Annotated in this window: 1 pseudogene; it reads right to left on the reverse strand. The window is 62.4% G+C overall.

Going from position 1 to position 482, the window contains the following annotated elements:
- A pseudogene (locus tag J5M71_RS27755) lies at window positions 1-482 on the reverse strand (DegT/DnrJ/EryC1/StrS family aminotransferase); the annotation flags it as partial.

A 482-nucleotide genomic window follows, 5' to 3' on the forward strand; every position in this document is an offset into this window, starting at 1 on the left:
GCCTTGAAGCCAGGCTCCAGCGCTTCCTTGAAGCACACCGCCTTGCCGGCGATGACGTGCATCAGCGGACCGCCCTGGGCGCCGGGGAACACGGCGGCGTTGAGCTTCTTCTCAATCTCTTCGTTGGACTTGGCCAGGATCAGCCCACCACGCGGACCGCGCAGGGTTTTGTGCGTAGTGGTGGTGACCACATCGGCGTACGGCAGCGGGTTCGGATACAGGCCAGCAGCGACCAGACCGGCGACGTGGGCCATGTCGACGAACAGCAGCGCACCGACCTTGTCGGCGATCTGACGGAAGCGCGGGAAGTCCAGAGTTTTCGAGTAAGCAGAGAAACCGGCAACGATCATTTTCGGTTTGCACTCGACGGCCAGACGCTCGACTTCGTCGTAGTCGATCAGCCCGGTGTCGGTGTTGATGCCGTACTGCACAGCGTTGTAGAGCTTGCCCGAGGACGACACTTTCGCGCCGTGGGTCAGGTG

Source organism: Pseudomonas sp. 43(2021) (assembly GCF_017490805.1).
GTDB lineage: Bacteria > Pseudomonadota > Gammaproteobacteria > Pseudomonadales > Pseudomonadaceae > Aquipseudomonas.